This window comes from Kitasatospora sp. NPDC094016, assembly GCF_040304045.1.
In the GTDB taxonomy this organism is placed as follows: Bacteria; Actinomycetota; Actinomycetes; order Streptomycetales; family Streptomycetaceae; genus Kitasatospora.
Genome location: NZ_JBEOUK010000023.1, coordinates 1 through 19712, shown reverse-complemented (window position 1 = coordinate 19712; position 19712 = coordinate 1). Strand labels below are relative to the sequence as shown.

Below are 19712 nucleotides of genomic sequence, written 5' to 3'. Positions count from 1 at the left end.
GACGTGCCGGTCCGCGGCCGGCCCGGGCTCAGCGGCCCGCGGTCACCGGGTAGTGGTCGCTGTAGTCGGTGAAGGCCCGGCCGCCCGCCTCCCAGCTCGGCGAGGCGGTCTTCAGGACCTCGCTCGTCCAGGCGTCGCACGGCGGGGCGTGGCCCTTGCGGAGCAGGACGTGGCCCGTGTCCTCGGCGGGGTCGGCCGGCCGGCGGTGCAGGGCGGCGTCGTTGGCGATGGTGTCGAAGGAGTACTTCCAGCCCGTCCGGGGGCCCGCCTCCTGGAGGTTCCCGAAGCCCAGGACGTCCTGGAAGTCGGGCGAGTGGCGGTACCCCCGGCCCTCCAGGCCCTGCATCAGCTCCTCGGAGGGGCCGGGGTCGAAGAGTTCCTGGAAGACCAGCACGTCGTGGGCCGCGACGTACGCGGACTCGGCGATCAGCCGCGAGCGCGCCGCGTTGTCCCAGTCGCCCTCGCTCTTCTGCGTCAGCCAGGACAGGAACATCACGTTGTGCGTCAGAACCTTCAAGGCCGTCCTCTCCGAACCGGCGGGCGCGGGGCGCACACACGGCGGAACCGGTCCGGGGCGCCCCGCCCCCCAAGTCAAGGGGGTCGGCCCGCGCCCGCCGGCGTCGACGCGCCGGTGCCCCGGCGGACGCCACGGGGCGCGGGGGGCATCACCGGCTCACGGCAGGACGTGAAGGGCGTACACGGATGGTGCCGCGCCGGGGCCGTGCCCACCGACGGGGCGTACGGCCGCCGTGGGGAGCCGGCCACGCCGACTCCCCACGCCGACTCCCCACGGCGCGGCTGCCGCGAGGTGCGGCCCGGGGCCTGTTACGCACCGCCGTGGCGGGGGGCGAGCACCTCGCGCAGCGGGACAGCGGCGAGCAGCGCGAGCAGGACGAGCAGGGCGCTCGCCCACAGTGGGCCCAGCGGCCCGGCGCTGGATCCCAGGGTGGTGGCGGCGACCAGCGGGCCGGTGGCGGCGCCGACGTTGAGGGCCGCGGTCGCGTACGAGCCGGCCATGGTGGGGGCGGCGGCCGCCTCGTAGAGGACCCGGGTGATCAGGGTGGCGCCCAGTGCGAACGACAGCGCGCCCTGCACGAACACCAGGGCCAGCAGCGCGGCCGGTTCCTCGGCCAGGACGGCGAGGGCGGGCCAGCCGGCGAGGAGCAGCGGGCCGCCGGCCGCGAGGAGCAGACGGGGGCGGTGGTCGGCGAGGCGTCCGGCGGTGGTGACGCCGAGCAGGGAGCCGGCGCCGAAGAGCACCAGGGCGACGGGGATCCAGAGCCGGCCCAGTTCGGCGGTTTCGGTGACGACGGGGGCGAGGAAGGTGAAGCCGGCGAAGGTCGCGGCGTTCACCAGGGCGCCGAGCGCCATGACCAGGAGCAGACGGGGGCGGCGTAGTTGGGCGAGTTCGGTGCGCAGCGCCGGTTCGGCGGTGTCATGCGGGGCGCTGTCGTGTGGGGCGGGTGCGGCCGGGATGCCGCGCAGGAGGCCGGCGGCGGCGGGCAGGCAGAGGGCGGCGACGGCCCAGAAGGTGGCGCGCCAGCCGAGCAGGGTGCCGAGGGCGGCGCCTGCCGGGACGCCGGCGATGGTGGCGAGCGTGGTGCCGGAGAGCAGGACGGCCAGGGCGCGGCCCTTGCGGTCGGGGGCGACCAGGGTGGCGGCGGTGGTCAGGGCGACGGCGAGGAAGCCCGCGCAGGCGAGGGCGGCGGCGACGCGGGTGGCGCACAGGAGCGGGAGGCTGGTGGTGACGGCGCCCGCGGCGTGGGCGGCGGCGAAGGCGAGGAGGAGGCCGAGGAGGCTGGTGCGGGCGGGCCAGGTGCGGGCGAGGGCGGCCGTCAGCGGGGCGCCGAGGGCCATTGCGGCGGCGAAGGCGGGGCCGAGCAGGCCGGCCGCCCCGAGGCTCACGCCGAGGTCGGCGGCGAGGTCGGGCAGGAGGCCGGCGAGCATGAACTCGGAGGTGCCCATGGCGAAGACGGCCAGGGCGAGGAGGTACAGCGGGAGGGGCATCGGGCGTGTCGGGGACATCTGGGGGCTCCGGAGTGAGGAGATGCGCGGGAGGTCGGCGTCTCGTCACCGCGGTCAGCGCCCGGGGCCTGAGGGCGTGCCCGTCCGGCCGCGGGGTGCGGCGGGAGGGCGGGGTGCGCGGCTCGGGGGTTCAGGGGGCTGACGGCGCGTGACCGAAAGCCCCCACCCTGGATGCCTCAGGGCTCGACATGGTCTGCAGGCTACCGGAGCGGTGCCCGGTGGGGCACGCGGGTTTCGGGCGTCTGCGGAACGCGCCCGAGCCGCCCGGCGGGTGTGGCCGGGCGGCTCGGGGTGTTCGGGGGCCGGGGTTACGCGGTGGTGGTCGGGAGCTTGGCGGTCAGCGCGGTCGGGACGCTGACCACGTCGGCGAGGCTGTACTTGCCGGGGCCGAAGTCGGCTGCGGTCAGGGCCTTCTTCCCGCCGCCCGCGACCAGCCAGACGGTGGGGCTGTCGGGCGAGAGCAGCAGGGTGCCGTCGGCGGGGGCGCTCTTGGCGGCGGCTGCGCCCAGCCAGGTGCCGGGGACGCCCATGAGCGGCTGCTTGTCGTAGCCCATCGCGGTGAAGTCGGCGTAGGTCAGGGAGACCGCCAGGCCGCCGGCCATCACGTAGACGGTGGAGTCGGTGCCGGCGGCGTCGGTGAGGACCGTGCCGTTCTTCAGGGGCTTGGCGACGGCGCCCTGCAGCCAGGCCTCGGGCACGCCCATCAGGGTCTTGGTGTTGTAGCCGTCGGCGGTCCACTCGCTGCCGGAGATGTGCAGGGCGCTGCCGTTGACCATGACGTACATCGACGGGTCGGTACCGGCCTGGCCGTTGACGACGGTGCCGTTCGGGACGGTGGCCTGGGTGGCGGAGGCGAGCCAGGCGCCGGGGACGCCCATGTCGGCGCGGGTGTGGTAGCCGTCGGCGGTCCATTCGGCGCCGGAGATGGGCAGGGCGGCGCCGGAGACGACGACGTAGCGGGCGTTGCCGCCGGCCTGGTCGTGGACGACGAGGCCGGTCGGGAGGGTGTTGGTGAGCGCGTTCTGCAGCCAGGCGGTGGGGACGCCCAGGTCGGGGCGGGTGTTGTAGCCGGCCGCCGTCCAGTCCGCTCCGGAGATGGTCAGCGCCGCGCCGGCGACGACGACGTAGCGGGCGCTGCCGCCGGCCTGGTCGTGGACGACGGTGCCCTCGGGCGGGGTGGTGGGCAGGGCGTTGAAGCGGGCGTCGTCCACCAGGACGATCCTGCTCAGGTCGTAGCCGTCGGGGGCGACGTCGGAGCCGGTGACGGGCAGGCCGGCGCCGCTGATCAGGACCTTGACCGAGGCGCCGTTGGGCGACTTGACGAGCGTGCCGGTGGGCAGTGACGCCGGGTCGGGGTAGGAGGTGCCGGCCGGGTAGGGGTTGGCGTGGTCGGCGCCCAGGCCGGCCGCCGGGCCGCAGCGCGGCCAGGCCCGCTCGCCCTGCCCGGCGAGGACCTTCTCGGCGATCAGGATCTGCTGCTGCTTGGTCGCCCGGTTGGCGTAGGGGGCGTACTGGCTGCCGCCGTAGGCGAGCCAGGTGCTCTGGGAGAACTGGAGGCCGCCGTAGTAGCCGTTGTTGGTGTTGATGCTCCAGTTGCCGCCGCTCTCGCACTGGGCGACCTTGTCCCAGGTGGACACCGAGGCCGCGGAGGCCTGGCCGCCGAGGGCGAGCGGGGCGGCGAGGGCGAGCAGGGCGGTGGCGGCGGCGAGGGCCGGTGTCTTGCGGGCGGCGGTCATGACGGAATTCCCCCTGGGGCAGGTGCGGGTCGGCGGCTCGGACGAGCGGGCGCGTGCGGTGCGTGCGGGTGCGGTGCGGTGCGGTGCGGTGCGAGCGGGGTGTGCGGGCGCGGGGCGGTGCGGCCGGCGGTGGCCGGGCCGCCCTGGCGGCGTGGGTGCGTCAGGCGACGGTGGGGAGCTTGGCGGTCAGCGCGGTCGGGACCTTCACCACGTCGGCGGCGTTGTAGGAGCCGGGCGCGGCCGCCTTCTTGCTGCCGCCGTTGACGACCTGCCAGACGGTGGGGCCGTCGGAGGACTGGAGCAGGGTGCCGTCGGCGGGGGCGCTCTTGGCGGCGGCCGACTGCTCCCAGCTGCCGGGGACGCCGCGCAGCGGCAGCTTGTCGTAGCCGTAGCCGGTGAAGTCGGCGTAGGTGAGCGGGACGGCCAGGCCGCCGGCCATCACGAAGACGGTGGAGTCGGTGCCGGCGGCGTTGGTGATCAGGGTGCCGTTGGCGAGCGGGCGGGCGACCTCGGCGGCCTCCCATTCCTCCGGGACGCCCAGGACCGGCTGGTTGGCGTAGACGGTGGTGAACTCGGCGTTGGTCATCGGCAGCGCGGAGTTGTTGACCATGACGTAGATCGACGGGTCGGTGCCGGCCTGGCCCTTGATCAGGGTGCCGTCCGGGACGGTCTTCTTGGCCGTGGTGTCGAGCCACTCGCCGGGCACGCCCATCAGGGACTGGAGGTTGTAGCCGTCGGCGGTCCACTCGGAGGCGGAGATGTGCACGGCGGCGCCGCCGACGACGACGTAGCGGCTGGGGTCGGTGCCGGACTGGTCCATCAGGACGGTGCCGTTGGGCATGGGCTTGGCGATGGCGGCCTTCAGCCAGTCGCTGGGCACGCCCATCAGGGACTGGGTGTTGTAGCCGTCGGCGGTCCACTCGGAGGCGGAGATGTGCATGGCGGTGCCGTTGACGACGACGTAGCGGCCGGCGTCGGTGCCGGACTGGTCCATCACGACGAGTCCGGTGGCCGGGCCGGTGTTGATCGCGCCCTGCAGCCAGCTGGACGGGACGCCCATGTCGGGGCGGGTGTTGTAGCCGTCGGCGGTCCAGTCCGAGCCGGAGATGAACAGCGCCGCGCCGCCGACCACGACGTAGCGGGAGGAGCCGCCGCCCTGGTCGTGGACCACGGTGCCGGGCGGCGGCACGGTGGGCAGGGCGTTGAAGGCGCCGTCGTCGACCTGGACGATCTTGCTCAGGTCGTAGCCGTCGGCGGCGACGTCGGAGCCGGCGACCGGCAGGCCCGCGCCGTTGATGATGACCTTGACCGAGGGGCCGTTCGGGGACTTGACCAGGGTGCCGGAGGGCAGCGAGGACGGGGAGGTGCTGACGTCCTCGACGACGTTCTTGTAGCGCAGCGCCTTGTAGTCGCCGTTGGGGTGCGAGTCGAACTTCGCGGCGTTGATGGAGGCGCCGGTGACGTGCTTCACCGGGGTGGAGCCGAAGGAGTAGTAGGAGAAGGTGGTGTGGTTGGCGTCGTCCCACTTCTCGAAGAGCAGGACGTGGTCGTAGTAGCTGTTGAGGACGTCCCCGGGGCGCAGGTCGCTGCGCGAGATCGGGTAGGTCTCGGAGTCGGCGATGGACCGGGTGGTGGCGCTGTAGCCCAGGTGCCAGGCCATGGAGACGTAGCCGGAGCAGTCCTTGCGGTAGTAGCGGCCGCTGGAGTCGGGGAAGGTCGCGCCCTGGTTGTAGGTGAGGCCCGGGTTCTGGTTGAACCAGTACTGGGCGCGGGAGAGGATCTCCGACCGGCTGATCTGGCCGCCGACGGTGGACGAGGCGGCGGCGTGGGCCGCGGTGGTGGTGAAGGCCGTGGCGGCTATCGCGCCGGAGGCGGCGATGGAGGCGGCGAGGGTGACGCGGGCGAGCTTGGAGAGCGCGGAGGGCATGGCGACACGTCCTGACGGTGTGAAAGAGGTGGTGGCGCCGGAGCGGCAGGCGCGGGAAGTCGGGGGGCGTGGCCCGGAGGGGAGGCGGACAGCTGCCCTGCAGGAGCAGCGGTCGGGTGGCCTCGGGCGACGGCGGGGCGGGTCAGTCCCGGATGGTGTTCACGGCGGTGGCCGGCGCGGCGCGGGTCAGTCCCAGATGGTGTTGGCCGGGGTGACGGTGACCGGCGCGGGGGCGGTGACCGGCGCGGGGCTGTCCCAGATGGTGTTCGCCGTCGTGGCGGCCGGGGCGGGCGCGGGGCTGTCCCAGATGGTGTTGGCCGAGGCCTGGCCGGCGATCGGCAGGGCGGCGGCGAGGGCGAGGGCGGCGACCGCGGCGGCCTTGGCGAGCGGGGTGCGAAGCATGGGAGTGGACCTCTTTCGAGAACTGGACGAGTGGCGGTGGGTCCGGTGTCGCGTCCCGCGGTTGACGCTCGGCCGGTTTGCCTCCGGGCGGTGGGCCCTGCTGGCGAGTACTAGCTTCGTCGCAGTTCAGAACGGGTGGAAGGGTTCTCCGGTGGACGGAAACGGCAGCGTCCGGATCCGTCCAGCCGGGCCGGATCAGTCCAGCAGGCGCTCGTAGAACGGCGTGACGAGCGGGGCGCCGACGCGGGTGAGCGTCCAGCCGCGCAGCGCGGGGACGGTCTCGACCGCGCGCCGGCAGAACGCGTCGACGACGGTCTCGGCGGCGCTCAGCCGGCCGGCGACCAGGTAGACGCCGAGGACGGCGCCGGGGCCGGCCCCCTCGTGCACGGAGACGTGTTCGATGCGCTCCTGGGGCCGCGCGCTCGCCAGCAGCACCCCGGCGGTGTCGGGTGCGAGCGCTGCTCCCGGGGCCGGGGCCTGGATCTCGGCGTGAATCAGGTACATGGAACGGACTCTGCCGAACCGTCGGCATCCCGGCATAGAGGATCAACCCGGACGGTTCCGGCGGTGTCCGGAACCGTCCAGGGGCCCTTGCTGGCCCCCTCTCGCACTCGCGTGCGATGATCGCGTACGCAGCGATTGGCGTTTCAGGCCTTACACACCGGGGGGTAACGAGGCATGCTGACCGCACTCGGGCTGGATGCCGTGTCGGAGAGCGTCTACCGCAGCATGCTCGCGCATCCCGGCGACGGGGTGCGGGCGCTGGCGGAGCGGCTCGGGCGCGGCGAGGAGGATGTCCGGCGCTGCCTGGACCTGCTGAGCGAGCTGGCGCTGATCCGGCCCTCCTACGAGCGGGAGGGCGAGCTGCGTGCGGTGTCGCCGCAGGTCGGCATGGAGTTGCTGATGGCCCGCCAGCAGGCCGATCTGGCGACGCAGCAGCTGCGGATCGAGGCGTCCCGGGCGGCGGCCGCGCAGTTGATCGCGGAGTACGCGGACCTGCGGCCGGCCGCCTCGCACGCGGGGGTGGAGCAGTTGGTGGGCCTGGACCAGATCCGGGACCGGATCGCTTCGCTGGCCCGTGGTCTGACGGTGGAGATCATGACCTTCGCGCCGGGTGGGGGGCATTCTCCGGAGAGCATCGAGGCGTCCCGGCCGCATGACCGGGATCTGCTGGGCCGGGGGGTGCGGATGCGGACGGTGTACCTGGACAGTGTGCGCAACAGCCAGCCGACGGTGGCGTACGTGGGCTGGCTGGCGGAGCTGGGCGGGGAGGTGCGGACGGTGCCGGAGCTGCCGACCCGGATGATCATCTTCGATCGGTCGACGGCGCTGATCCCGGTCAGCGGGGAGGACACCCGCGCGGGGGCGGTCGTGCTGACCGGTCACGGGACGCTGGTGGCGCTGTGCGCGCTGTTCGAGCACGTGTGGGGTCAGGCGCGGGAGCTGGGGCCGTCGGTGGTGCGGGACGAGGGCGGGCTCAGTGCGCAGGAGTCGACGGTGGTGCGGTTGCTGGCGCAGGGGCTGACGGACGAGGCGATCGCCAAGCGGTTGGGGGTGTCGTCGCGGACGGCGCGGCGGGTGGCGACGGATCTGATGGAGCGGCTGGGTGCGCGCAGTCGTTTCGAGTTCGGGATGCGGGCGGTGCAGAACGGCTGGCTGCCGCAGCAGGTGTAGGGCCGGCGTTCGCGCGGGTGGCCGTGGCGGGGGCCGGGCGGCTGGTGCGGGTGTGGGTCCGCCCGCCGCCCCCGGGTCGCGGGGGCGGCGGGCGGCGCCGGGGGTGTTGGAGCGGGGCTGCTAGAACGGCGGGAGCGTGCCGAGCTTGACGTCGCCCGTGTAGTGCTTGCCGAGCGCGTCGAAGTCGTAGTACAGGTGCACGTCGTCGCCGACCAGGTAGAACCTCTGCGTGCCGTTGACGAACGGCGACAGGCCCAGGTGGAAGGTGATGCCTTCGGTCAGGCTGCCGGAGGCGCTGCCGACCTTGACCTTGCCGAGGAACGGTACGTTCGCGTACACCACGATGGACGCGGAGCGGGCGGTCGTGTCGAGGGTGAGCGTGGTCTCCAGCGGGCCGGTGACGTAGGTCCAGGTCTGCACGTCCGTGATGGCGGGCGTGACGTTCTGGACTACTGCGACCGGGGCCGGGGCCGGGGCGGCCGCCATGGCCGCCGTGCTGCCGAAGCCGACTGTCAGGACGGCGAGGCCGGCCACCACAACACCCGCACGACGTACGAAGCGGTTCTTCATGGTTCCCTCCCAGAGGTGTGAGCTGATGGTCGGGTCCCCCGGGGTGATTCCTATCAGTCAACTCGCTTGGGGTGCCAGCGTGTTGTACATCACGACCGCACTCCGGCGTAGAAGTGGACCCCCCCGTTCGGGTGGTTTTTCTTGACTTTGCCAGCGCCTCTGTGCAGTGATGGGCGGCCCGTGTCGCGCGGCCCGTTCCGGGTACGGAGCAGCCGCCCCCTCGTGCGGGTTCGGGGTTTTGCCGGGCGGCCGCGGCGCGGGGCCTGCGGGCGGGCCGGGGCCGGTGACGGGGCCCGGTCGGGGGCGGGAGGGCCTGCGTCCGCGGGCCAAGTGGACCGGTCGCGCGAGTGACGCTACGCGCGTCCGTTTCCGTCCACCCGGGGGGATTTGTCGGACCTTCACCGATCCCCCATCAGATGATCACTCCGCTGCCGGAATTCCGACCCCTGGCGTACGGCGCGGTCCACTCGAATTCCTTCGCACACCGCCGAGCAGCGAAAGGCCTTCACCCCATGACCCGCCCTGCCGACCGCCCCTCCCCCGACCAGCAGCTGCGCGAGGCCGCCGCGCGACTGGACCGGCGCCGCTTCCTCACCGTCACCTCGGCCGCCGCCGCGCTGGCGTTCACCGTCAACCTGCCGTCCGCGCACGCCGAGGACGCCGAGTTCGGCCCGCGCGCCATCACCGGCGACCCGTTCACCCTCGGCGTGGCCTCCGGCGACCCGCTGCCCGGGGCCGTCGTGCTGTGGACCCGCCTGGCGCCGCGCCCTCTGGAGCCCGGCGCCGGGCTGCCGCCCACCGGTTCGGTGCGGGTGGGCTGGGAGCTGGCCCGCGACGAGCGGTTCCGCAAGGTGGTGCGGCGCGGCAGCGCCCGCGCGCACGCCGAGTTCAACTACGCGGTGCACGTGGACGTCGACGGCCTCGACGCGGACCGGGTGTACTGGTACCGCTTCACCGTCGGCACCTGGAGCAGCCCCGTGGGGCGCACCCGCACCGCGCCGGAGCGCGGGCGCAGGCTGGACGCCGTCCGCTTCGGGCTGGTGTCCTGCCAGGCCTACGAGGACGGGTACTTCACCGCCTACCGCCACCTGGCCGACGAGGACCTGGCGGCGGTGTTCCACGTCGGCGACTACATCTACGAGTACGGCATCGACGCGGCGGGCGGCGACCGCAAGTACACCGACCACACCCTGCCGGCGCTGTTCGACCACGAGACGGCCACGCTGGAGGACTACCGGCTGCGCTACTCCCTCTACAAGAACGACCCCGACCTCCAGGCCGCGCACGCCGCCCACCCCTGGTACGTCACCTGGGACGACCACGAGGTGGAGAACAACTACGCGGCCGGCATCCCCGAGAAGGGCCAGGACCCGGCGCCGTTCATCGCCCGCCGCGCCGCCGCCTACCGCGCGTACTGGGAGAACATGCCGCTGCGGATGCCGCAGCCGCGCGGCACCGAGCTCACCCTCTACCGGCGCGTCCACTTCGGGCAGCTGGCGCAGTTCGACATCCTCGACACCCGCCAGTACCGCGACGACCAGGCCAACGGCGACGGCTGGCAGTACCCCACCCCGGAGTCCGAGGACCCGCGGCGCACCCTGATGGGCGCCGCCCAGGAGCGCTGGTTCGCCGAGGGCCTGCGCCGCTCCCGGGCGACCTGGAACGTCGTGCCGCAGCAGGTCGTCTTCTCCCGCCGCAAGAACACCACCGCCGAGCGCTCCAAGCTCTCCATGGACGCGTGGGACGGCTACCCGGCCGCCCGCGAGCGCTTCCTGGCCGCCGTCGACCGGGCCGGGGTGGAGAACCTGGTCCTGCTCACCGGTGACGTCCACGTCGCCTACGCCCTGGACGTCAAGCGCGACTTCGCCGACCCCAACTCCCGGACGGTGGGCGTGGAGTTCGTCGGCACCTCGATCAGCAGCGACGGCGACGGCGAGGAGCGGCCGTCCAACTGGCAGAACCTGATGTCGGCCAACCCGCACATGAAGTTCTACGACGGGCGGCGCGGCTACACCACGCTCACCCTTGACCGCCACCAGGTGCGCGCCGACTACCGGGCGATCTCCCACATCACCCGCCCCGGCGGCACCGTCACCACCGCCGCCTCCTTCGTCACCGAGGCCGGCAACCCGGGCATCCGCCCGGCCTGACCCGCCACCCTCGGGTCCCGCCGCTCACGGGGGCGGCGGGGCCCGACGGGGGCCTTCACCGTCGGGCGCTATGCCGGGAGTTCGCCGTCCCGGATCGCGACGATGAAGGAGTGCCACGCCTCGGCCGGAAAGACGAGGGCCGGGCCGCCGGGGTCCTTGGAGTCACGTACGGGGACGAGGCCGGGGAACCCGGGGGCCACCTCGACGCAGTCGCCGCCGTTCGTGCCGCTGTAGCTGCTCTTGCGCCAGGTGGCCGCGTCGAGCTCGTTCCGCATCATCTTTGAACCCTTCCAGCGCCTCGGCGACCAGCCCGAGCGATTCGGTCGCTGTGAGCGCATCGCCACGCAGCCGATCATAGCGCCGCCGGTGCCCGGAAACGATGGCCGGATCGTCGCTGGGATTGCCCCTGTCAAGGCTCTCCGAGTACACCGAGTGCTGGCCGTCCGGCATCTCCAGAAGGACCATCGCGGTGTTGATGATCGTCGTCCGAGCCGTGAACGGCACCACCTGGATGACGATGTTCCCGCGTCGGGCGATGTCCAGCAGGTGCTGCATCTGGCGCGCCATCACCGCCGGTCCGCCGACCACCGATCGAATGGCACTTTCGTCCAGGAGGACGACCAACTGCGGCCCACCCTCGGCGAGGAACCGCCTCTGCCGTGCGAGCCTCGCCACGACTCGTTCCTCGACCGCTTGAGGGCATTCGTCAGTCCCACCCGCCTCGAACATCGCTCGCGCATACTCCCTGCACTGCAGCAGCCCGTGCATGTAGTCGGTCTGGAACACCTGGAGCCCGACCGCCTCGGCCTCCGTATCGACATGGCTCTGGAACCAGTCCGGGTGTTCGATCTGGGCGCTCCAGTCGACCCGGTCGTACAGCCGCCTCAACAGGCCGCCGGTGTTCAGCAGTTGGTCGAGTTCCTCGACCTCCTCGACCGGCGGTTTCCGCTGCCCGCTCTCGGTCCGCGAGATCACCGTCCGGTCGATGTGCAGCAGCTTGCCCAGCTCCTCCTGCGTGTAGCCCGCCAACTCGCGTGCGTAGCGGACCTCTTCGCCGAACAGGATCGCGGAGCTCGCCGTCGGCCCCCGCTTGATCTTCCGCCGCACCATCACTGCCCCCTGCTGTGCGCCACGTGCTCAACACGCGTATCAGGGCGCCACCGTATCCCCGCATCCGGATCATCGGTATCGGAACGCGATCTTTTGCTTGCACAGCGTCATATCGCGCGCCCTTCGCGCGCCCCCTGTCCGCCGCCCTTCCCGCGGCGGACGCGTCAACCCGTGCCTGCCGTGCGCGGGAAGTCGACTCCGCAGACTTCCCGCGCAGCCCAATCGGCCCCCGGCTACGGGGGCGAGCCGCAGGTGGATCGCGAGGACGCCGAGCCGTTCCTTCTCCAGCGGGTAGATCTCGCGGCAGGCGGCGAGGAGTTCGGCCCGGCTCATCCCCTCGGATCCGATCGCCTCCAGGTCCTCGGCATCGAGCATCGCGTCGAAGCTCGGGTACTCCACCACCTCGGTGACCCGGGTACGGTAGCGGGCGTCCCCGGATTCGAAGACGACCAGCTGCCCCGGATGGATCTTTCGCATGCTGGGGTAGCCGACGCGCACCTCGATGGTCTTGGTGCCGGCGGCGATCAGGTCGAGATAGGGGCGGCGGATCCGGATGACGCGTTCCTGGCCTGGCATGGGGTGGTGTTCCGCTTCTACCGAGGGAGGGAAGGCCGGGGCCGCCAAGCGCTCGCGTAGTTCGCCGACGGCGGCTCGGGCGCGTACAGAGTCGACGACGCGGTCGGAATCCAGGGAAGTAACGCCGAGCGGAGGCCTTCGGTTCAGAGTCCGCCGAACTCCCCACTGCGGACAGCAGCGACGAACGACGCCCAAGCCTCGGCCGGGAAGACGAGAGCCGGGCCGTGAGGATCCTTGGAGTCACGGACGGGCATCAATTCGAGAGAGCCGTGCGCAACCTCAAGGCAGTCGCCGCCTTGCTGGCTGTACGTCGACTTCACCCACGAAGCGGTAGTCAAGTCGAAATCAGCCATGAGAGTCCTTCCGGGCGTGGAGTATGAATTCGAGAGTCGCCGACTCGGCCAGCGCCCCTACTTGGAGGCGATCGTATCTCCTGCGCCAGTCACGGAGCCTGTCGTCATCCCGCTCGACATGCCCTCGCCCCTCAGACTCAGAGTAGCCAAACAGAGAGCCGTCGGGGAGTGTTAGCAGCCTCATGGACAGGGCGAACGGCCTGTGCTCCCCCATGCTGAACGGCGCTACCTGAAGTACTACGCGCCCCTGCTCGTAGAGCTGTTCAAGCTGCTCAAGCTGCTCCCGCATGACCGCCGGGCCGCCGATGATCCGCCGGAGGCAGCTCTCATCCAGCACCGCGTGGATGAGCGGCGGATCACGTCGCGCCAGAGCTTCCTGTCGCGCGAGCAGAAAGGTCAGCCGCTCTTCTGCTTGCCTGGGGGTGATATCCCTTCGACGCACATCCGCCCTCGCAAGAGCCGCTGCGTAGGACTTCGTCTGAAGCAAGCCGGGGATGACGCCAAGTTCGAAGATTCGGATCTCACTGGCCCGCGTCTCATTGGCTGCGTACTCCGGGAAGCCCTCCAGCAATGCCGAGTGCTTGGCCTGGAGCCACATCAGCAGCAGGGTCCCGCCTGTCTCAAGCACCCGATCGGCATCACGCGCGAACTTCTCGCTTGGCGGGGTCCGGTCGGGCGGGGCAAGTTCAGCATAGGAGACATAGGAGGGATCAACTCCAACGAGCCTCGCCAACTGAGCTTGCGTAAGGCCAGCAGCCTTGCGCGACCTGCGAAGTTGCACTCCGAAGGGCGCCCATGGACCTGATGTTGGATCAAGTTCCTTGAGGTTCAACGATCTTCACCTACTTGCCGAATACCAACTTCAAGATTCAGATCTGGTTCCGATCGTAGGGGATAGAGCGCCACTATGGCTACACCCGGTGATTCACTGGGCGCACAGCGCAACCTTTCGGGACCCCGCGCCCTCCGACGAGATGGCGCCCGGTACCTGCGGGAAGTCGCTCCGTCGACCGCTGCGCCCGTCAACCTCTCTTGCCTGGAGAAGAGTTGAGCATGACCCGCATCATGAGCAAGCCTCCCGCCCGTCGTTCGGGCCAGCAGGCCTTCGTCTTGGGCGAGGACCCCGACGGCTCGCACGACCTCTCCGCCCTCCTGGTCGACCCCGTCTACACGAGCGGCCTGACCCTTCCCGGCGGCAGCGCCGAGCAGGACGAACTGCCCCACCTCGCGGCCCGTCGGCACCTCGAATCCGAGACCGGGCTCGTGCTGCCCCTCCGCACGATCCTCACCGCCGACTACGTGCCCGCAGCCGAGTTCCCCGAGGACCTCAACCTCGTCTACGCGGGCGGGATGCTCACTCCCCGACAGGCCGACATCGTCCGCCGCCACAAGCCGCCGCAGGCCATCCGCGCCCTCCACTGGGTCCCCCGGCACAGGCTCCGCGACGTCATGACCGACGACCAGTACCGCCGCGTCGCGGACGCCTGGGACGCCTGGGAGCACGGCGCCGGCCTGCCCCTCCTCATCCAAGGCGTCCCCGTCCCGGTCGGCTGATCACGCCCCGGCCGACAGCGACACCTCAGGGCCGGACCACCACGGGCACCGTCCGACCCTTCACTTCAACAGCCGCCGTGCACGGACCGCCCGCTTGCACGCCCGCTCCCGTTGAAGGCGCCTGCCGCCACCAAGCGCAGCCCACGGCGCACCCCCTTCGCACCCATCCTCCCCCGAGGTACTTCGCCATGCTCAAAACCCACCTTCCCCGCACGTTCGTCGCGCGCCTCGACTCCCGCACCGAATCCACGCCTCTGGCCCGGTACTTGCTGCGCGCCTACCTCTCCGGCCTGCCCTCAGGCGAGCGCTACCGCGACACCGCCGAACTCCTCCTCGGCGAACTCTTCGCCAACGCCGTCCAGCACACCGACGCCCCCGCCGACCGCCTCATCGAAATCCGCTTCTCCCTCACCGCCGACCGCCTGCGCCTCGAAGTCCACGACGCCGGCACCGGCCGCCCCTCCCTCCACACCCCCACCCCCGACGACGAACACGGACGCGGCGTCCTCCTCATCAACGAACTCGCCGAGAAGTGGGGCTGCTGCCCCCGCGCCGGCGGCATCGGCAAATTCGTCTGGGCCCTCATCGCCCCCACGTCCTCCCCCGCGCCCACCGCCCTCACCCTCCTCACCGTCTGAACAGGCACCCACCATGCGACTCCCCCTCACCGCCCGGCACCTGTTCGACACCGGCTCCACCCCCGCCGACGCCTACGCCACCCTCGCCCGCCGCACCCGCCAACCCCTGCGCTCCGCCCGCGCCGTCTGCATCGCCCTCGGCATCCCCGCCGCCGACACCCAGCGCCGCCTCGACGACTGCTACGACGCCCTCCTCGCCAACCCCCGCCCCGGATCCGAGAACGACACCGGCGAACTCCTCGAAGCCCTCGGCGTCTTCGACATCCCCAAAACCCCCGACGACCGCGACCACGCCATCATCGACCTCTTCCTCACCGCCATCGACGCCCACGGCAGCATCCGCGCCGGCCACCAACACGGCCTCACCCGCTGGTTCACCACCGGCAACCTCACCACCGCCTACCTCTCCCTCACCGCCACCCACCCCCACCCCACCACCGGCAACCCCACCCACTACTGGACCACCCTCGTCACCGCCGGCGAACTCCTCACCGCCGCCCCCACCCCCGACCCCCGCCTCAAACCCGCCCTCACCCACGCCCGCACCCAAGCCACGGCCCACACCACCCACCACTGACCCGCACCAGAAGTCGACCCCGCCGACTTCCTGCGCAGCTCGATCGACCGCCGGCTACGGGGCGGGCCGCAGACGGATCGTCACCCGCGCAGCCCCCAGGTTGACCGGGAAGGCCGGGCCGTCGGAGCGGACGGCCCCCGGACACACCACCGCCCCGCCCCGCGCCGCAGCGGGGCGGGGCGGGGCAGGGCGGGGCAGGGCGGGGCGGGGCGGGGCAGGGCGGGGCGGGGCGGGGCAGGGCGGGGCAGGAAAACGAGCGAACGGGTCGGGCAGGCAGCGCAGTTGCGAGACCGAATCGCCCTAGGTGCGGCCGGCGGCGCGGGTGCGGCGGGAGAGGGAGTCCAGGACGACGGCCGCCAGCAGGACGGCGCCGGTGATCATGTACTGGATGGCCTGGGCGGCGTGGACCATGTCCAGGCCGGTGGTGATGGACTGGATCACCAGGATGCCCAGCAGCGCCGACCAGGTCTTGCCGCGGCCGCCGAAGAGGCTGGTGCCGCCGATGACGGCGGCGGCGATCGCGCTCATCAGGACGTTGCCGCCGCCCAGTTGCTTGTCGGCGGAGCCCTGCTGGGAGGCGTAGAACAGCCCGCCCAGGCCGGCCAGGAACGCGGAGACCATGAAGACGGAGATCCGCACCCGGGCCACGTTGACGCCGGCGCGCCGGGCGGCCTCCACACCGCCGCCGACCGCGAAGATCTGGCGCCCGTAGGAGGTGCGGCGCAGCACGAAGTCGGTGAGGACGACGACGCCCACCAGCACGACCAGGGGCAGCGGCAGGCCGCGGTCCTGGTTGAGGGCGTAGGCGGTGGCGAGGGTGAGCACGGCCAGGGCGCCGGTGCGGACGGCGGTGTCGGCGGTGGGGCGGGCGGTGAGGCCGGCGGCGGTGCGCCGGCGGGCGGTGCGCAGGTGGGCGAGGAGGTAGAGGGCGGGGGCGAGGACCGCCAGGGCCCAGGCGTAGGCGATGTCGCCGTCGCCGAGGAAGGTGGTGTCGAGGGTGGCGATGAGGCCGCCGTGGCGGTTGTTGACGGTGCCGAGGTCGCCCAGGACGTACTCCTGCAGGCCGCTCCAGGTGAGCATGCCGGCGAGGGTGACGACGAAGGCGGGGACGCCGACGCGGGCGAAGAAGAGGCCGTGCAGCAGGCCCATGGCGGTGGCCGCGGCGAGGGCGGCGAGCACGGCGAGCCATTCGGCGACGCCCTGGCGTACGGCGAGGACGGCGGCGAGGGCGGCGCTGGCGCCGGCGACGGAGCCCAGGGAGAGGTCGATCTCGCCGAGGATGAGGACGAAGACGACGCCGACGGCGATGAGGCCGGGGCCGGCGATGAAGCGGGTGATGTTGGTGAGGTTGTCGGCCTGGAGGAAGTGGCCGGTGACGGACTGGAAGATGACGGCGATCAGGATGAGGCCGACGACGACGGGCAGGGAGCCGAGTTCGCCGGCGGCCAGGCGGCGGCGGGCGGCGTCCAGGTAGCCGGCGGGGCCGGCGGCCCGGGTGTGCAGGCGGGGGTCGGCGCCCGGGGCCGCGGGGGTGTCGGCGGGGGTGCTGGGCGTGGTCATGCGGCGTCCTCCTCCTCGGTGTGGCGGGCCTGGCGCCGGGCGTGGGCGTTGTCGGTGGCTCCGGTGATGGCGGAGACGATCTGCTCCTGGGTGGTGCCGGCGACGGGGAAGACGCCGTTGTTGCGGCCCAGTCGCAGGACGGCGACGGTGTCGGCGACGGCCCGCACGTCGGCCATGTTGTGGCTGACGAGGACGACGGCCAGGCCGCGTTCGCGCAGCCGCTCGACGAGGTCGAGGACCTGGGCGGTCTGTTCGACGCCGAGGGCGGCGGTGGGCTCGTCCAGGATGACGAGGGCGGGCTCGCCGACCAGGGCGCGGGCGATGGCGACGACCTGGCGCTGGCCGCCGGAGAGCGCGGCGACGGGGGTGCGCACGTCGGGGATGCGGATGGCGAGGGTGTCGAGGAGTTCGCGGGCGTGCTGCTCCATGGCGACCTCGTCCAGGAGCCCGTGGCGGCGTTTCTCGCGGCCGAGGAACAGGTTCGCGATGACGTCGAGGTTGTCGCACAGGGCGAGGTCCTGGTAGACGGTGGCGATGCCGAGGGTCTGGGCGTCCTGGGGGCGGGCCAGTCGCACGGGCTCGCCGTGCCAGGTGATGGTGCCCTCGTCGACGGGGTGGACTCCGGCGATGGTCTTGACGAGGGTGGACTTTCCGGCGCCGTTGTCTCCGACGAGGGCGAGGACTTCGCCGGTGTGCACGTCGAGGCCGACATCGGTGAGGGCCTGGACGGCACCGAAGCGCTTGGAGACCGAGCGCAGCTGGAGGACGGGTGCGCCTGTCACATGAACCTTCTTCTGCGGTGGTGGACTTGGACCCGGGTCGAGCTGGGCGGCTGGGCGGCTGGGCGGCTGGGCTACTTGAGGCCGGCGGCGGCGCAGGCGGCGGCGTAGTCGGCGGTGCAGATGTCGGAGACCTTGTAGAGGCCGTCGGCGACGACGGTGGTGGCGATGTTGGCCTTGGTGACGACCTTGGCGTCCAGGAACTTGGCGGGGATGGCCTTGTCGGTGGCGCTGTCGATGGTGGCGGTGGCGACGGCCTTGACGTCCTTGCCCTTGAGGAGGGCGACGGCCAGTTCGGCGGCGGAGTCGGCGAGCGGGCGGTAGGCCTTGTAGATGGTGAAGGCCTGGTCGCCGTTGACGATGCGCTGGATCGCGTCGAGGCCGGCGTCCTGGCCGCCGACGGGGACCTTGATGCCGGCGCCCTGGAGCTGGGTGATGATGGCGCCGGCCATGCCGTCGTTGGCGGAGTAGACGGCCTGGAAGCCGTTCTTGCCGAGCTGGGTGACGGCGGCGCCGATCTTCTGGCCGGCGACGGTGGGGTCCCACTGGCCGGACTGCTCGTAGACGATCTTCTTGACCTTGGCGTCGAGGATCTTGTGGGCGCCGGTCTTGAAGTCGGCGGCGTTGGGGTCGGCCTCGTCGCCGTTGATCATGACGACGTTGGCGTCGGCGGCCTGCGCGCCGAGGGCGTCGACGAGGGCCTGGCCCTGGAGTTCGCCGACCTTCTCGTTGTCGAAGGAGGCGTAGGCGGCGACCGGTCCGGTGGCCAGGCGGTCGTAGGCGACGACCTTGACGCCCTTGGCGGCGGCCTCCTGGACCCAGCCCTGGGTGGACTTGGCGTTGTAGGGGTCCAGGATGATCACCTTCACGCCCTGGGCGAGGAGGGTGTCGAACTGCTGCTTCTGCTTGGCGGCGCTGCCCTCGGCGTTGTTGTACAGGACCTTGCAGTCCGCGCACAGGGCGGCGACCTTGGCCTCGACGAAGGGGCGGTCGAAGGATTCGTAGCGGGTGGAGGAGGCGTTCTCGGGTAGGAGCAGCCCGATGGACTTGCCGTCTCCGGAGGCGGCCGCGTCCTTCTTGTCGCCGCCCGCCTTGCCGCAGGCGGCCATGGACAGGGCCAGTGAGATGCCGGTGGTGGCGATGAGGACGCGACGCAGTGCTGCGTTCATGGGGGTGCCTCTCCCTGACGTCGCCGCGGCTCTGCGGCGGGGTGGGGGGAGTTAAACCTGAACGCGTACATGACGTCAATAAGTAAATTCAGACTGCGGGCGATGCGCCTCTACTCGTTATCTTCATGAACACTGACGGGGAGTTGAAACCTGGAGGAAGCTCCAAATGGCGGAACGGCGGCGCCCGTTGCGGGGCCCGCCGTTCAAGAGTCGATCAGCCTGTCGGAGTGTCAGGAAGGCGGGGCGCCCGCCGTCCCCGCGTGCGGCGGGCGCCCCTGCGCGGAGGTGGTACCGGTGGATCGGGAACGACGCGTCAGGGGCGGTCGAGGGTGATCGAGTTGATCGGGCCCAGGTCGTACCAGACGCCGTTCTGCGCCGGGATGTCGTAGACGCAGTTGCCGCCGCCCGAGCCCTTGCACAGGTGGGCGTGGGCGCCGCCGGACTGGTTGTTGAGGACCCAGTGGTCGCCGTACTGGTTGCTCAGGTTGTGCGCGCCGTAGCTCCAGTACACCTCGCTCGGGGCCGAGGCCGGGTTCTGGTTCTGCGGGTAGACGCAGACCGCCCCGTACGGGCAGCCCGCCCAGGAGCCGTCGGCGGCGCCGGCGCCGCCGGCGCCCAGGGTGGTCAGGGCCGCGGTCGCGAGGGCGAGGGCGGCGAGGGCGTGGGTGATCCTGCGCATGGATGGTTCTCCCTTGGCTGGTGGGCGGCCTGACGTGGGGTCCGGCCGGTGCTCAGCAGCCTAGGAACGCGGGCGCGGCGGCGGTCCCTGACATCTGACAGGGGCGCGCCGCCGCACTCCGGGAGCCGACGTGCGCGGCTAGGGCGCGTATTCGGTCGTGATCAATCTGCGCGATTTACCTTCGCAGCGGGTCCAGTTCCGGTAAACCGTGGTGCGTGACGCGAGCGCAACTG

General features: G+C 72.0%; 21 protein-coding genes. 5 read left to right on the top strand and 16 right to left on the bottom strand.

From position 1 onward, the window contains the following. Positions 1 to 28 precede the first annotated feature (28 nt). The 6 genes from ABT015_RS21395 to ABT015_RS21370 form a co-directional block, all read right to left on the bottom strand. Entirely contained in the window at positions 29 to 517 is a 489-nt protein-coding gene (locus tag ABT015_RS21395) for an exonuclease/endonuclease/phosphatase family protein (RefSeq protein ID WP_350881310.1), read from the bottom strand. A 308-nt stretch (positions 518 to 825) separates the two neighbouring features. Then, on the bottom strand, positions 826 to 2007 hold the full coding sequence (locus ABT015_RS21390; protein WP_350881533.1) for a Cmx/CmrA family chloramphenicol efflux MFS transporter: 1182 nt from the start codon (positions 2005 to 2007) through the stop codon (positions 826 to 828). A gap of 326 nt (positions 2008 to 2333) precedes the next feature. Beyond that, positions 2334 to 3761: a transglycosylase family protein gene (locus tag ABT015_RS21385; protein ID WP_350881308.1), complete on the bottom strand. Its 1428-nt coding sequence runs from the start codon at positions 3759 to 3761 to the stop codon at positions 2334 to 2336. A gap of 160 nt (positions 3762 to 3921) precedes the next feature. Continuing rightward, complete coding sequence (locus ABT015_RS21380) at positions 3922 to 5688, bottom strand: NlpC/P60 family protein (RefSeq protein ID WP_350881306.1); 1767 nt, start codon at positions 5686 to 5688, stop codon at positions 3922 to 3924. Positions 5689 to 5874: 186 nt separating this feature from the next. Next, a complete protein-coding gene (locus ABT015_RS21375; RefSeq protein WP_350881304.1) occupies positions 5875 to 6090 on the bottom strand; it encodes a hypothetical protein in 216 nt (71 codons plus the stop codon). Between the two features lie 195 nt (positions 6091 to 6285). Then, positions 6286 to 6594: a hypothetical protein gene (locus ABT015_RS21370; protein ID WP_350881302.1), complete on the bottom strand. Its 309-nt coding sequence runs from the start codon at positions 6592 to 6594 to the stop codon at positions 6286 to 6288. Between the two features lie 174 nt (positions 6595 to 6768). Here ABT015_RS21370 and ABT015_RS21365 point away from each other — a divergent pair, with 174 nt between their 5' ends. Continuing rightward, the gene (locus tag ABT015_RS21365; RefSeq protein ID WP_350881300.1) at positions 6769 to 7764 is read left to right on the top strand and encodes a LuxR C-terminal-related transcriptional regulator; all 996 of its coding nucleotides are present in this window, start codon (positions 6769 to 6771) and stop codon (positions 7762 to 7764) included. A 120-nt stretch (positions 7765 to 7884) separates the two neighbouring features. Here ABT015_RS21365 and ABT015_RS21360 read toward each other — a convergent pair whose 3' ends face one another. Next, positions 7885 to 8334 carry a hypothetical protein gene (locus tag ABT015_RS21360; RefSeq protein WP_159398753.1) on the bottom strand — a complete coding sequence of 150 codons (450 nt, stop codon included), beginning with the start codon at positions 8332 to 8334 and terminating at the stop codon, positions 7885 to 7887. 512 nt (positions 8335 to 8846) lie between these two features. Between ABT015_RS21360 and ABT015_RS21355 the strand changes: the two genes are divergently transcribed. Beyond that, positions 8847 to 10484 (top strand): alkaline phosphatase D family protein, encoded by a 1638-nt coding sequence (locus ABT015_RS21355; RefSeq protein WP_350881297.1) that lies wholly within the window; start codon positions 8847 to 8849, stop codon positions 10482 to 10484. A gap of 68 nt (positions 10485 to 10552) precedes the next feature. Here the strand turns inward: ABT015_RS21355 and ABT015_RS21350 are convergent, their stop codons facing one another. From ABT015_RS21350 to ABT015_RS21330, 5 genes are all read right to left on the bottom strand, one after another. Further along, a complete protein-coding gene (locus tag ABT015_RS21350; RefSeq protein WP_350881295.1) occupies positions 10553 to 10684 on the bottom strand; it encodes a DUF397 domain-containing protein in 132 nt (43 codons plus the stop codon). Further along, on the bottom strand, positions 10647 to 11594 hold the full coding sequence (locus ABT015_RS21345; protein ID WP_350881293.1) for a helix-turn-helix domain-containing protein: 948 nt from the start codon (positions 11592 to 11594) through the stop codon (positions 10647 to 10649). The genes ABT015_RS21350 and ABT015_RS21345 overlap by 38 nt, the downstream gene beginning before the upstream one ends. 69 nt (positions 11595 to 11663) lie before the next feature. Further along, positions 11664 to 12170: an ASCH domain-containing protein gene (locus ABT015_RS21340; protein ID WP_350881291.1), complete on the bottom strand. Its 507-nt coding sequence runs from the start codon at positions 12168 to 12170 to the stop codon at positions 11664 to 11666. Positions 12171 to 12313: 143 nt separating this feature from the next. Then, entirely contained in the window at positions 12314 to 12523 is a 210-nt protein-coding gene (locus ABT015_RS21335) for a DUF397 domain-containing protein (protein WP_350881289.1), read from the bottom strand. Then, on the bottom strand, positions 12516 to 13304 hold the full coding sequence (locus ABT015_RS21330; RefSeq protein WP_350881531.1) for a helix-turn-helix domain-containing protein: 789 nt from the start codon (positions 13302 to 13304) through the stop codon (positions 12516 to 12518). The genes ABT015_RS21335 and ABT015_RS21330 overlap by 8 nt, the downstream gene beginning before the upstream one ends. Before the next feature lie 272 nt (positions 13305 to 13576). On the opposite strand from ABT015_RS21330, the gene ABT015_RS21325 reads away from it, so the two are divergent. The 3 genes from ABT015_RS21325 (at position 13577) to ABT015_RS21315 (ending at position 15292) form a co-directional block, all read left to right on the top strand. Continuing rightward, complete coding sequence (locus ABT015_RS21325; protein WP_350881287.1) at positions 13577 to 14077, top strand: NUDIX domain-containing protein; 501 nt, start codon at positions 13577 to 13579, stop codon at positions 14075 to 14077. A 188-nt stretch (positions 14078 to 14265) separates the two neighbouring features. Further along, positions 14266 to 14715: an ATP-binding protein gene (locus tag ABT015_RS21320; RefSeq protein WP_350881285.1), complete on the top strand. Its 450-nt coding sequence runs from the start codon at positions 14266 to 14268 to the stop codon at positions 14713 to 14715. Between the two features lie 13 nt (positions 14716 to 14728). Then, complete coding sequence (locus tag ABT015_RS21315; RefSeq protein ID WP_350881283.1) at positions 14729 to 15292, top strand: hypothetical protein; 564 nt, start codon at positions 14729 to 14731, stop codon at positions 15290 to 15292. Positions 15293 to 15592: 300 nt separating this feature from the next. On the opposite strand, the gene ABT015_RS21310 is transcribed toward ABT015_RS21315, so the two are convergent. From ABT015_RS21310 to ABT015_RS21295, 4 genes are all read right to left on the bottom strand, one after another. Further along, positions 15593 to 16852 (bottom strand): sugar ABC transporter permease, encoded by a 1260-nt coding sequence (locus ABT015_RS21310; protein ID WP_350881281.1) that lies wholly within the window; start codon positions 16850 to 16852, stop codon positions 15593 to 15595. Next, positions 16849 to 17634 (bottom strand): ATP-binding cassette domain-containing protein, encoded by a 786-nt coding sequence (locus ABT015_RS21305; protein WP_350881279.1) that lies wholly within the window; start codon positions 17632 to 17634, stop codon positions 16849 to 16851. Before ABT015_RS21305 ends, ABT015_RS21310 begins: the two co-directional genes overlap by 4 nt. A gap of 71 nt (positions 17635 to 17705) precedes the next feature. Next, the gene (locus ABT015_RS21300) at positions 17706 to 18800 is read right to left on the bottom strand and encodes a sugar ABC transporter substrate-binding protein (protein WP_350881277.1); all 1095 of its coding nucleotides are present in this window, start codon (positions 18798 to 18800) and stop codon (positions 17706 to 17708) included. Positions 18801 to 19113: 313 nt separating this feature from the next. Further along, a complete protein-coding gene (locus ABT015_RS21295) occupies positions 19114 to 19479 on the bottom strand; it encodes a hypothetical protein (protein ID WP_350881275.1) in 366 nt (121 codons plus the stop codon). Positions 19480 to 19712: the final 233 nt, after the last annotated feature.

Coding starts and splice junctions, on each gene's coding strand:
- ABT015_RS21390 (WP_350881533.1), bottom strand. CDS start 2,007: ATGCCCCTCCCGCTGTACCTCCTCGCCCTGGCCGTCTTCGCCATGGGC.
- ABT015_RS21385 (WP_350881308.1), bottom strand. CDS start 3,761: ATGACCGCCGCCCGCAAGACACCGGCCCTCGCCGCCGCCACCGCCCTG.
- ABT015_RS21380 (WP_350881306.1), bottom strand. CDS start 5,688: ATGCCCTCCGCGCTCTCCAAGCTCGCCCGCGTCACCCTCGCCGCCTCC.
- ABT015_RS21375 (WP_350881304.1), bottom strand. CDS start 6,090: ATGCTTCGCACCCCGCTCGCCAAGGCCGCCGCGGTCGCCGCCCTCGCC.
- ABT015_RS21370 (WP_350881302.1), bottom strand. CDS start 6,594: ATGTACCTGATTCACGCCGAGATCCAGGCCCCGGCCCCGGGAGCAGCG.
- ABT015_RS21365 (WP_350881300.1), top strand. CDS start 6,769: ATGCTGACCGCACTCGGGCTGGATGCCGTGTCGGAGAGCGTCTACCGC.
- ABT015_RS21360 (WP_159398753.1), bottom strand. CDS start 8,334: ATGAAGAACCGCTTCGTACGTCGTGCGGGTGTTGTGGTGGCCGGCCTC.
- ABT015_RS21355 (WP_350881297.1), top strand. CDS start 8,847: ATGACCCGCCCTGCCGACCGCCCCTCCCCCGACCAGCAGCTGCGCGAG.
- ABT015_RS21345 (WP_350881293.1), bottom strand. CDS start 11,594: ATGGTGCGGCGGAAGATCAAGCGGGGGCCGACGGCGAGCTCCGCGATC.
- ABT015_RS21340 (WP_350881291.1), bottom strand. CDS start 12,170: ATGCCAGGCCAGGAACGCGTCATCCGGATCCGCCGCCCCTATCTCGAC.
- ABT015_RS21335 (WP_350881289.1), bottom strand. CDS start 12,523: ATGGCTGATTTCGACTTGACTACCGCTTCGTGGGTGAAGTCGACGTAC.
- ABT015_RS21325 (WP_350881287.1), top strand. CDS start 13,577: ATGACCCGCATCATGAGCAAGCCTCCCGCCCGTCGTTCGGGCCAGCAG.
- ABT015_RS21320 (WP_350881285.1), top strand. CDS start 14,266: ATGCTCAAAACCCACCTTCCCCGCACGTTCGTCGCGCGCCTCGACTCC.
- ABT015_RS21315 (WP_350881283.1), top strand. CDS start 14,729: ATGCGACTCCCCCTCACCGCCCGGCACCTGTTCGACACCGGCTCCACC.
- ABT015_RS21310 (WP_350881281.1), bottom strand. CDS start 16,852: ATGACCACGCCCAGCACCCCCGCCGACACCCCCGCGGCCCCGGGCGCC.
- ABT015_RS21300 (WP_350881277.1), bottom strand. CDS start 18,800: ATGAACGCAGCACTGCGTCGCGTCCTCATCGCCACCACCGGCATCTCA.
- ABT015_RS21295 (WP_350881275.1), bottom strand. CDS start 19,479: ATGCGCAGGATCACCCACGCCCTCGCCGCCCTCGCCCTCGCGACCGCG.